The sequence below is a fragment of the Paragemmobacter amnigenus genome (genome assembly GCF_009908265.2).
In the GTDB taxonomy this organism is placed as follows: Bacteria; Pseudomonadota; Alphaproteobacteria; order Rhodobacterales; family Rhodobacteraceae; genus Paragemmobacter; species Paragemmobacter amnigenus.
On record NZ_JAAATX020000007.1, the window covers coordinates 182,782 to 194,271 of the forward strand.

Sequence of the window (11,490 nt, forward strand, 5' to 3'; positions counted from 1 at the left end):
GCGCCCGATATGGAACAATGGTCGTAGTCGGCCCGCGCATCCCTGCGTTATCCCGCCGCAGGCAGACCGGCGACGAACGCCTCGAGCGCGCGGGGTTCGAGGGGTTTCATCATCACCCCGATCCCCGCCGCGGCGCAAGCGGCATGAAGTTCGGCGCGGCGGTCCGCCGTGACGATGCGTGCGGGCACGGGGCCATGGCGGGCCTGCATTTCGGAAAGGAAGCGCAGGCCGTCCATCCCCTCGCCCAGATTGTAGTCCACGATGAAGCCGTCGGGCAGGATGCCCAGTTCGTCGATCAGGGACAGCGCCTCTTCGCCGCTGGCGGCGTCCAGAACGTTGACGCCCCATTTCTCGAGCAGGAGCCCCATCGCGCGGCGCAGGTCGGCGTCGTTTTCCACCAGAAAGACGATGCGGTTCTGGATCGAGGGGCGCGGCGGTGGCGAAGGGCGCGGGCCGTCGCTGGCAGCGGCGGATTCGGAGCGGGGAACCTGCACCATGAAACAGGTGCCGCGACCGATCTCGGACACGAGACCCAGCGGGTGGCCCAGAAGCGCGCAGGCCCGCTCGACGATGGCAAGGCCCAGCCCCATCCCCTCGGAGGCGGAGGCGCGGGCGTTGAGGCGGTGGAATTCCTTGAAGATGTTGTCCTGTTCCTCTTCGGGGATGCCGGGGCCGGTGTCGCGCACCTCGATCCGCGCCGTTGCGCCCTTGCGCCGCACGCCCACCAGCACGCGCCCGCGGTCGGTGTAGCGGATGGCGTTGCCGATCAGGTTTTGCAGGATGCGCCGCAGATAGGCAGGGTCAGAGGTGACGGTGATGCGGGCGGGCAGCACGGTCAGACGCAGCCCCTTGGCCGCCGCGATGGCACCGAATTCGTCGTTGAGCTGGGACAGAAGCCGGTCGAGCCGGACCGGCCCCACCGACACGGCCGCGCGCCCGCTTTCGAGTTTGGAAATGTCGAGGAGCGCGCCAAGGATGCCTTCGACCGACAAAAGCGCGTTCTGCGCCTTGTCCAGCGCGGCGCGGGCATCGGGGGCGAGCCCTTCGTCGGGGACGGAGGAGATGAAGAGCTTGGCGGCAGAGAGCGGCTGCAACAGGTCATGGCTGGCCGCCGCGACGAAGCGCGAGCGCGAGGCATTGGCGCGTTCGGCATTCCCCAGCGCGTCTTCCAGTTCCAGCGTGCGCGCCATCACCCGCGCCTCGAGCGTTTCATTGGCGCGGCTGAGCGCCTCGATCGCGGCGCGTTCGGCGGTGACATCGGTGAAGGACATCACGAAGCCGCCATCGGGCATCCCTTGGGCGAAGACGTCCATGATCATGTCGGGATCGCGCCGCAACTCGAACCGCAGCGCCCCGCGTCCGCCCGCGCCCTTGCCCGCCACCCAGTCGCCCAGCCGCCCTTCGGTCATGCCGTCCCCGAAGGCGAGGTCGGGGCGGAACCGGTCGAGGATGGCGTCAAAGCTGACGCCGCGGCGGAAGCGGGCCATGGGGATGGTCAGAAGCTGGCCCAGACGCTGGTTCCAGCCCACCAGCCGCGCCTCGGCGTCGAAGATGCAGACGCCCTGCCCGATATGGTCGAGCGTGGCGCGGATCACGCGGGCCTGATCGTCCAGCATCTTGCCGCGTTCGGAGCGTTCGGCGCGGATGATCTCGGTCACGTCGGTCTGCAGGATCACGGTGCCGCCATCGGCGGTACGGTGTTCGCTGACCTGCACCCAGCGGTCCCAGACCATGCGGACGTTGAAGATGACGTGCCGGTCCTGATGCCGCCTGCGCCGCGCGACGGCCCAGTCCTGCGCCGTCTCGCCCGGGGGGAGTTCGAAAAAGCGCGAGCGGCTGACGCGTCCGACATAGTCGTCGAAGGTCAGGCCCGGTTTCAGATGCGGGCGCACATCGGACATGTGCATTCCGAAGCGCGAGTTGCACATCACCAGCACGTCCTGCGCGTCGAAGAGCGCGAAGCCTTCCTGGATCGTCTCGATCGCATTGGCGAGGTTCTGGCGCGCGGCCTCGGTTGCGCGGTTGGCCTCGGCCAGACGGGCATTGCTGTCGTTCAGAAGGTCGAGCGCGCGTTCCAGGTCGCGGGTGCGTTCGCGGACCTGATCCTCCAGCATGGCGGCGCGCTGGAACTGGGCATAGGCGGCGCCGCTGTCATCGGTGATCTGTTCGACCCGCCGCATCAGGACCTGCGCGATGGTCAGCAGTTTCTGCGTCTGCCGTTCGGGCGGATCGGCGGGGTCGATGAGCGAGTCGATCATGCCGCCCCGTCCCCGACGGGGGGATAGATCGCGACGCCCGTCATCGTCTGGTTCACATGCATCGAATTGAGCTGTTCGCCATAGGTGGAAAAGCCGACCACCCCGTGCTGGCGCAGAAGGGCCGACACGGCGCCGGTCTTCTGTTTCTCCTGCGCCTCCATCCGGCGCAGGATGCAGTCGCAGGCGAGGATGGCCACGGGGCGGCCATGGGCAGCGAGCCCGTCGAGCTGGGTGGCGAGATGGGCAACCATGTCCTGCGGTTCGGCAAGGGTGAGGACCACGCCCTCGTCGATGGCCGAGAAGAAGACGAGATCGCCCCCCTCGCCCACCTGACGGATGGCGCGGACATGGTGCTTGCCCCCGATCCGCACGACGACGGGATGGGCGGCGAAGGTGAAGGTGGTCAGTTGCGCGGGATCCTTGCCCAGAAGGCGGGCATATTCTTGGGCGGCGGGTTCGGCGTTGATCTGGCGGACGATGCGGCGGGCGGGGTCGGCCTCGGTCACCACCATGCGGGCACCGGTGGGAAGCAGGTGGTCAAGGCTGAACACCCTGACGCGGCAATCGGTGCGGATCAGGGCCAGAACGGCGGCGTTCTGGAGCGCCTGCCCCTCGTGCAGGACATAGGTGGCGCGAAAGCGCGTGCCGTCCCCCGCCGAGCCGCCGAAAAGCGGGACGGGGCCAAGACCCGAGGCGAGCGCAGAGGCAAGTTCATCCTCGCGCACAGAAAGGCCGTCGACCATGAGGAAGGCGAATTCCCCCTCCCAGTCAGGGGCCTGTCGCGCGAGATCCTGCCGCGAGCGGATCAGGCGGCCGATCAGCTGTTCGCGTTCCAGCACCGACAGGTCGGGCACCAGCAGCACGTCGGCGGCGAAATGCGCGGCGGGCAGGGCCACGGCGACGATCTCGCCCTCGGCATAGCCGGCGGCGGAAATCTCGCCCGCGGTGGAACAGCCGATGACGCGCGCGCCGCCAAACCGTCCGGGAAGGCGCAGGGCAAGGGCGTCGAGATCGGCATCGGGCGAGACGAAGAGGATGACGAGGGCGAAGGGTCCGGGGCCGAGCGCCTCTTCCAGACGGCGCAGGGGGTTGGGGATGTCCACGGGGACCGAGGCGCGGGCCACCAGCGCAGCCCCGTCAACCGTGCCGGACGACACGGGAAAATCCAGTCCCTGCCGGTTCATCGCGTCCTCCCCAACGCAGGCGAGGCTAGCGGCGGCAGGCACGGCGGGCAAGCGTCGCGTGGGGGTGTCACCCGTTCTCGGGCATCAGGCGGTCGAAGCTGGCCTCGCGCGCGATGAGCACGGCCTGCGTGCGCGATTGCACGCCGAGTTTGCGCATGATCGCGGTGACATGGGCCTTGACCGTGGTTTCGGCGATGGTGAGTTCGTAGGCGATCTGCTTGTTCAGCATCCCCTCGCAGATCAGTTGCAGGATCTTGGCCTGCTGGCGGGTCAGCAGGGACAGGCGCGCGATGGCATCCTCGCGCTGGCTGGCGGGGGCGTCGGGATCGGCCTGTGGGACGAAGCCTTCGGGCACGAACCCCTCGCCCGCGCGGATGGCGTCGAAGGCGGCCTTGAACACCTCGCGCCGCGAATGTTTGGGCACGAAGCCCACAGCGCCCACCCGCAGCGCCGCGCCGATCACGCGGTTGTCGGCCAGCGAGGAGACGACGACAACCGGCACGTCGCCCGCCGTGGCGCGCAGGCGGATGAGGCCGTCAAGACCGTTCACGTCGGGAAGGTTCAGGTCCAGAACGATGATGTCGGGTGCTGGCGACAGGTCCAGCCGCGACAGCGCGGTTTCCAGACGGTCGGCCGTCTCGATCCCCTCGATCCCCGCCACGGCGCGCAGCGTCATCGACAGCGCGTCGCAGAAGAGCGGATGGTCATCCACGATCAGTGCCGTTGCCAGCCTGCGCCCCGCGTTGTCCACCATGTCGATGCCCCGTATCACTTGCGCGGTCAGGCTAGCAGTGCCCGCCGCCTGCGCCAACCGCGCCAAAGGTCGGACATGCCGCCGTCCGGACCGCGCGCGAAAAGCCGCGCGCGGGGCAGGCTTGCCCTTTCGCCCAGCGGTGCGCCCCGCTATCACGGGGCCGAACCCATCCCTTGCAGGTTGACCCATGCACGTTTCCCGCCGCCTGTTCCTTGCCCTGTCCCTGCCCGCGCTGCTGGCCGCCTGCGGCGGGGGCAGGGACAGGGAAGAGGCGCGCGGTCCGCAGGGTCCGGTCGAGATCAACCGGCTGATCACGAAATATGCCCGCATCCACGACATCCCCGAGCGGCTGATCCACGAGACGGTACAGCGCGAGAGCGGCTACAACCCCGCCGCCCGCAACGGGCCCTATTACGGGCTGATGCAGATTCATCCGCAGACCGCGCGGACCATGGGCTATCGCGGCGATCCGGCGGGGCTGCTGGATGCCGAGACCAACCTGATCTATGCGGGCAAATATCTGCGCGGGGCGTGGCTGGTGTCGCGCGGCAATTACGACCGCGCCCATATGTGGTACCGCAAGGGGTACTATTACGAGGCCAAGCGCATGGGCCTGCTGGAAGAGACCGGCCTGCGGTCCTGAGCGGCGCGCGGGTGACGGGGTACGGGGCGCGGTGCCCCCTGCCCCGTTCAGGTCACCACGTCGGGCGACAGGCGACCGGTGAATTCCGCGATGCGCGCGATCTGCTGTGCGGCGCGGATCACGGGGGCAAGGGCCATTTGCGGATCGAGGTCCAGCCCCTCGGGCCCTGCGGCATAGCGTTCGAGATAGAGCCGCAATGTGGCGCCTTCGGTGCCGGTTCCGGACAGACGCAGAACAAAGCGTGACCCATCGGCGAACATGATCCGCACGCCCTGTTTCGTGCTGACCGAGCCGTCGACAGGGTCGGAATAGGCGAAGTCGTCGGCGGCGGCGATGGTCATGTCTTCGACCACGCGGCCCCGCAGCGCGGGAAGGGCAGAACGCAGGGCACCCATCATGGCGTCGGCCTTGTCGGTGGCGATGGCTTCGAAGTCGTGGCGGCTGTAGTAGTTGCGGCCAAAGCGCGCCCAGTGGTCGCGCAGGATCTCGGCCACGGTCTGTTTGCGGACGGCGAGGATGTTGAGCCAGAGGAGGACCGCCCAGAGCCCGTCCTTTTCGCGCACATGGTCCGAGCCGGTTCCGAAGCTTTCCTCGCCGCAGATCGTGGCGCGGCCCGCATCCAGCAGGTTGCCGAAGAACTTCCAGCCCGTGGGCGTCTCGTAGCTTTGGATCCCCAGCGCCTCTGCCACGCGGTCCGCCGCCGCCGAGGTGGGCATGGACCGCGCCACGCCCTTCAGACCGCGCGCATAGCCCGGCGCCAGATGGGCATTGGCCGCAAGGACGGCGAGGCTGTCGGAGGGCGAGACATAGATACCGCGCCCGACGACCATGTTGCGGTCGCCGTCGCCATCGCTGGCCGCGCCGAAATCGGGGGCGTCGGGACCGAACATCTCGTCCATCAGGGCCTTGGCCCATGTCGGGTTGGGGTCGGGATGCATCCCGCCGAAATCCGGCAGGGGCGTGGCGTTGACCACCGTGCCCTTCGCCGCGCCGAGACGGTTTTCAAGGATTTCCACCGCATAGGGGCCGGTGACGGCGCACATGCTGTCCATCCGCATCCGAAAGCCGCCCGCGAACATGGCGCGGATGGCGGGGAAGTCGAAGAGCGTCTCCATCAGCGCGGCGTAATCCGCCACGGGGTCGACCACGTCGACCACCATCCCGCCCAGCGAGCTGCGCCCGATGCGGGCGAGGTCGACATCCTGCGATTCGACGATGTGGTATTGGGTGATTTCGGTCGTGCGGCGGAACATGGCCTCGGTCACCGCTTCGGGGGCAGGGCCGCCATTGGGCATGTTGAACTTGACCCCGAAATCCTCATCCGGGCCGCCGGGGTTGTGGGAGGCGGACATGATGATGCCACCATCGGTTTTGTTCAGCCTTATCAGGTGGCTGGCGGCCGGAGTTGACAGGATCGCACCCTGCCCCACGATCACCCGCGCCGCCCCGTTGGCGGCGGCCATCCGCAAGATCACCTGCGCCGCGCGGTCGTTGAAATAGCGCCCGTCCCCGCCAAGGACGAAGGTCTTTCCCTGCGCGCCCACCACGTCGAAGATGCTCTGGACGAAGTTTTCCAGATAGTGGCGGGCCATGAAGACGGGGGTTTTCTTCCGCAGGCCCGAGGTGCCGGGTTTCTGCCCTGCGATGGGCTGTGTGGCGACGGTGCGGATGGTCATGACGTTCCTCCGGTAGACGGTTTGGCCCCGTATGCGTTGGACTGCGCGGGGGCGCGGAAGACAAGAACGGATTGCGCGGGGGCGCGGGTTCCCGGACCGGCCGCTTCGCCGGACAGGTCGGGGCGGGTCGTGTCGAGCACGAGTTCCCATGCGGGGGCGGTGTCCGGCAGGCGCAGCACGCAGTCCGGACCGGTGTTGAACACGGCATAGACGGCGTGATGGCCGTGGTCCGGCCCTTCGGCGGCCATCCGCAATTCGACACCGAGGCAGCGGAACGAGGGGTCGTGCCAATCCGCGGGTGTCGGGCACTGGCCGTCGGCGCGGCGCCAGATCACGTCGGGCAGGCCATCCGCCGCGCGGGGGCGGGCATGGAGGAAGCGGCGCTGGCGCAGCACGGGATGGGACCGGCGCAGCGCGACCAGACGCGCGACAAAGGCCGCAAGCCCCGCATCGCCCGCCGCCCAGTCGATCCATGTCGTCGCGTTGTCCTGCGCGTAGGCATTGTTGTTGCCGCCCTGCGTATGCCCGACCTCGTCCCCCGCCAGAAGCATGGGCACGCCCTGCGCCAGTATCAGCGTGGCCAAGAGGTTGCGCTTTCGCAAGGCCCGGGCGGCGAGGATGACGGGATCGTCGGTCGGCCCCTCGGCCCCCATGTTGTCGGAATGGTTCTCGTGGTGGCCGTCGCGGTTTTCCTCGCCATTGGCCCAGTTGCGCTTGAGCGTGAAGGAGACCACGTCCTGCAGGGTGAAGCCGTCATGGGCGGTCACGAAATTGACCGAGGAGGTGGCCGCCCGTCCGTGATGGTCAAAGCGTTCCGCGCTGCCCAGTAGCCGCTTGGCCAGATCGGGCGCCATGCCGGCATCGCCCCGCCACCAGCGCCGGACGCCGTCGCGGAAGCGGTCGTTCCATTCGAGGAAGGGATGGGGATAGCCGCCCAGCTGATAGCCGCCGGGGCCGATGTCCCAGGGCTCGGCAATCAGCTTGACGCGGGCCAGAACGGGGTCTTGCCGGATCGCGTCGAAGAATCCGCCATTGGCGTCGAAGCCATGCGCCTCGCGCCCCAGAACGGTGGCAAGGTCGAAGCGGAAGCCGTCGACATGGCAGACCTCGACCCAGTAGCGCAGGGAATCCATCACCATCCGCAGCACCATGGGATGGGTCAGGTTCAGCGTGTTGCCCGTGCCCGTGTCGTTCACATAATGCCGCCCGCCGTGCAGCAGGCGGTAGTAGCTGGCATTGTCGAAGCCGCGGAAGCAGAGCGTGGGGCCGAATTCGTCGCCCTCTCCGGTATGGTTGTAGACCACGTCGAGGATCACCTCGATCCCCGCGGCATGGAAGCGGCGCACCATGGACTGGAATTCGCGCAGCTGCCCCTTGGCCAGATAGCGCGGCTCGGGCGCGAAGAAGCCGATGGTCTGGTAGCCCCAGTAGTTCCGCAGCCCCTTGGCCACAAGGAAACGCTCGTCCGCGAAGGCCTGCACGGGCAGGAGTTCGACCGTCGTGATCCCCAGCCGGACCAGATGGTCGAGCACCGCATCCGAGGCAAGGCCGAGGAAGGTTCCGCGCAGACCCTTGTCCACGGCCGGATGCAGCATGGTCATGCCGCGCACATGGGTTTCGTAGATCACCGTCTCGGTCAGGGGCACGCGCGGGGGGGCATCGTCGCCCCAGATGAAGGACGGGTCGGCCACCACCGATTTCGGCACGGCAAAGGCGCTGTCGCGCGTGTCATAGGACATGTCCGCGCGCGGACTGCCGACCTTGTACCCCATGAGCGCGTCGGACCATTTCAGCCGCCCCTCCAGCGCGCGGGCATAGGGGTCGATCAGCAGCTTGTGCGGGTTGAAGCGGTGGCCCTGTTCGGGGGCATAGGGCCCGTGCACGCGAAAGCCGTAGAGCGCGCCGGGCATCAGGCCGCCGACATGGCCGTGCCAGATGTCGCCATCGCGTTCCGGCAGGGAGATGCGGGCGGTTTCCTTGCGCCCGTCCGAGGAGAAGAGGCAGAGTTCCACCTTTTCCGCATGGGCGGAGAAGACGGCGAAATTCACCCCTTCGCCGTCGAAACTGGCCCCCATGGGCCAGGGGCGGCCTGCCGTGACGGAATGGCCCGCCGGACGCGGTGGATCGGACAGGCGCAAGGTCACTTGCCCAGACCTTCGTAAAGCGCGGCATAGGCGGCGGCGCTGGTTTCCCAGCCGACGGGGTGGGACATGGCGTTGCGCTGCAACCGCGCCCAGACCTTGCGGTCGCGGTAAAGCGCGCAAAGCTGGCGCAGCGCATGGGCAAAGGCCAGCGCGTCGGTCGGGTGGAACTGCACCCCCGTCGCCACACCGGCGGCAAGGGCCGCGGGCGAGGCGTGGATGACGGTATCGGCCAGCCCCCCCACCGCCGCCACGACGGGGATGGTGCCATAGCGCAGGCCATACATCTGGGTCAGCCCGCAGGGTTCGAAGCGCGACGGGACCAGCACCGCATCGGCGCCTGCAAAGAGGCGGTGGCTCAGCCCCTCGTCATAGCCGATCCGCACGGCGACGCGGCCGGGGAAGCGGCTTTCCAGCCCCCGCATGGCGGATTCCAGCGCGGGGTCGCCCGAGCCCAGTACGATCAGCGCACCGCCTGCGGCGACGAAATCGGGGATGACGGCGGGCAGGAGGTCGATGCCCTTCTGGTCGGTCAGGCGGCTGACGACGATGGCGAGGGGGCCTTCGGGTTCGGCCATGCCGAATTCGGCGCAGAGGGCGGCGCGGTTGGCGGTCTTGCCCTTCATCGCCTTGGGGCCGAAGGGGACGGGTTCCAGTTCCGGCGACCACAGGGCAGTATCGACGCCGTTCAGGATGCCCGACACCACCGCCCCCCGCGCGGCGATGACGCCCTGCAGGCCCATGCCATATTCCGCCCGTGTCAGTTCGGCGGCATAGCTGGGCGAGACGGTGGTGATGCGGTCCGCCGTCACCAGACCGGCCTTCAGGCTGGACAGGCCGCCGTAATATTCCAGATGGCCGGGATGGAACGCCGCGCGCGGCAGGCGCAGCGTGTCGATCAGGGTGGCCTCGGCCCATCCCTGAAAGGCAATGTTGTGCACCGTGATGACCGACCCCACGCCGCCGGTGCCGCCATAGGCCAGATAGGCGGGCGCGAACCCCGCCTGCCAGTCATGGGCGTGCAGCACGTCCGGCTTCCAGCCGTCAAATCCCTCGCGCGCCATCCGCGCGGCAACCCATGACAGCGCCGCAAACCGCTGGGCATTGTCCGGCCAGTCGCCAGCTGACGCATTGTAGGGCCCGCCGTCGCGGTCATATAGATGCGGCGCGTCGAGCAACAGCACCTCCACCCCCTCGACCGTTCCGGCATAGACCACGCCCTCGCCGCCCCAGAGCGCCGGCTCGCGCCAGACCTCGCGCATCGCGGCCAGATGCCCGCGCAGGCGGCGATAGGCGGGCAGCAGCACCCGCATCTCCCAGCCGAAGGGGCGCAGCGCGGCGGGCAGCGCGCCCACCACATCGGCCAGCCCCCCCGTCTTGATCAGGGGTACGCATTCCGAGGCCACCGACAGCACCCGCCCCTTCACCTGCATCCCCTGCCCCTTCATCCGTTCCCAAATATCCTCGGGGGGTCCGGGGGGCAGACAGCCCCCCGGGGCATCCGCCCCCGCGCCGCCCTCAGGACAGCTTCCGCGCCCGCGCGTCAAGCATGTCCTGCGTGATCAGGACGATGCCGCCTTCACTCCGCCGGAACCACTTGGCGTCCTCTTCGGGGTCCTGCCCCACGACCAGCCCTTCGGGGATGACCACGCCCGAGTCGATCACGCAATTGGTCAGTTCCGCCTTGCGGTTCACCACCACGCGCGGCAGGGCCACGACATATTCGAGGTTGGAATAGCTGTGCGTCCGGACGCCGGTGAAGAGGAGCGAATTCCGGACCTCGGACCCCGAGACGATGCAGTCGCCCGAAATCAGCGACGAGATCGCCATGCCGCGCCGCCCGTCCTCGTCATGGATGAACTTGGCGGGGGGGACGATCTCGGAATAGGTCCAGATGGGCCAGGTGTTGTCGTAGATGTCGAGTTTCGGGACGAAATCGGTCAGGTCGATATTGGCCTGCCAGAAGGCGTCGATCGTGCCCACGTCGCGCCAGTAGGGTTCATCCTCCAGCCCCGATTTCACGCAGCTGTCGGCGAACTTGTGCGCCATCGCCTTGCCGTTCTTAACGATGGCGGGGATAAGGTCGTTGCCGAAGTCGTGGCTGGAATTGGTATCCGCCATGTCGCGGATCAGCAGGTCGCGCAGGAAGGCCCAGTCGAAGACATAGATGCCCATGGAGGCCAGCGCGTGATCGGGATCGCCCGGGATGCCCGGCGGGTCCTTGGGCTTTTCGAGGAAGGAGGTGATGCGCATCTCCTTGTCCACCGCCATCACGCCGAAGGCCGTGGCTTCCATCCGCGGCACCGTCAGGCAGCCGATGGTCACATCCGCGCCGGTCGAGACATGCTGTTGCAGCATGATCTCGTAATCCATCTTGTAGATGTGGTCGCCCGCAAGGACGATCACGTATTTGATCCCGTAGCTGTCGACGATGTCGATGTTCTGCGCCACGGCATCGGCTGTGCCGAGATACCATTTCGTCTCGTCCACCCGCTGGGACGCGGGCAGGATGTCGAGGTATTCGTTCCGCTCCGCCCGGAAGAAGTTCCAGCCGCGCTGGCAGTGGCGGATGAGCGAATGGGCCTTGTACTGCGTGGCAATGGCCATCTTGCGGATACCGGAGTTCAGCGCGTTGGACAGCGCGAAGTCGATGATCCGCGTCTTGCCGCCGAAATAGACCGCAGGCTTGGCGCGGCGGTCGGTCAATTCCTTCAGGCGGCTTCCGCGGCCACCGGCAAGGACGAAGGCCATCGCCTGTGTCGACAGGCGCGCATTCGGTCTTGGCTGCATCATTCCCATTAACCCCTCCCTTGTGCGGCTTTGCCGCTTATGGC

The 11,490-nt window shown here is 67.9% G+C and carries 8 protein-coding genes; 1 reads left to right on the top strand and 7 read right to left on the bottom strand.

The genetic code is table 11. The annotated features are described in order from the left end of the window. Nucleotides 1-47: 47 nt before the first annotated feature. From GU927_RS11610 to GU927_RS11620, 3 genes are all read right to left on the bottom strand, one after another. Complete coding sequence (locus GU927_RS11610) at nucleotides 48-2,258, bottom strand: hybrid sensor histidine kinase/response regulator (protein ID WP_161762607.1); 2,211 nt, start codon at nucleotides 2,256-2,258, stop codon at nucleotides 48-50. After that, complete coding sequence (locus GU927_RS11615; RefSeq protein WP_161762608.1) at nucleotides 2,255-3,442, bottom strand: FIST N-terminal domain-containing protein; 1,188 nt, start codon at nucleotides 3,440-3,442, stop codon at nucleotides 2,255-2,257. Before GU927_RS11615 ends, GU927_RS11610 begins: the two co-directional genes overlap by 4 nt. A 67-nt stretch (nucleotides 3,443-3,509) precedes the next feature. Further along, entirely contained in the window at nucleotides 3,510-4,196 is a 687-nt protein-coding gene (locus tag GU927_RS11620; protein WP_161762609.1) for a response regulator, read from the bottom strand. Between the two features lie 187 nt (nucleotides 4,197-4,383). Between GU927_RS11620 and GU927_RS11625 the strand changes: the two genes are divergently transcribed. Beyond that, nucleotides 4,384-4,839 carry a lytic transglycosylase domain-containing protein gene (locus tag GU927_RS11625; protein WP_161762610.1) on the top strand — a complete coding sequence of 152 codons (456 nt, stop codon included), beginning with the start codon at nucleotides 4,384-4,386 and terminating at the stop codon, nucleotides 4,837-4,839. Nucleotides 4,840-4,886: 47 nt separating this feature from the next. On the opposite strand, the gene GU927_RS11630 is transcribed toward GU927_RS11625, so the two are convergent. The 4 genes from GU927_RS11630 to glgC all read right to left on the bottom strand — a co-directional run bounded on the left by GU927_RS11630 (nucleotide 4,887) and on the right by glgC (nucleotide 11,446). Next, nucleotides 4,887-6,515: an alpha-D-glucose phosphate-specific phosphoglucomutase gene (locus tag GU927_RS11630; RefSeq protein ID WP_161762611.1), complete on the bottom strand. Its 1,629-nt coding sequence runs from the start codon at nucleotides 6,513-6,515 to the stop codon at nucleotides 4,887-4,889. After that, nucleotides 6,512-8,653, bottom strand: coding sequence for a glycogen debranching protein GlgX (gene glgX / locus GU927_RS11635; RefSeq protein WP_269770125.1), 2,142 nt, complete (start codon nucleotides 8,651-8,653; stop codon nucleotides 6,512-6,514). Before glgX ends, GU927_RS11630 begins: the two co-directional genes overlap by 4 nt. Before the next feature lie 2 nt (nucleotides 8,654-8,655). Then, on the bottom strand, nucleotides 8,656-10,089 hold the full coding sequence (gene glgA / locus GU927_RS11640; protein WP_161762612.1) for a glycogen synthase GlgA: 1,434 nt from the start codon (nucleotides 10,087-10,089) through the stop codon (nucleotides 8,656-8,658). A gap of 85 nt (nucleotides 10,090-10,174) precedes the next feature. Further along, on the bottom strand, nucleotides 10,175-11,446 hold the full coding sequence (gene glgC, locus GU927_RS11645; protein ID WP_161762688.1) for a glucose-1-phosphate adenylyltransferase: 1,272 nt from the start codon (nucleotides 11,444-11,446) through the stop codon (nucleotides 10,175-10,177). Between the last annotated feature and the right edge of the window lie 44 nt (nucleotides 11,447-11,490).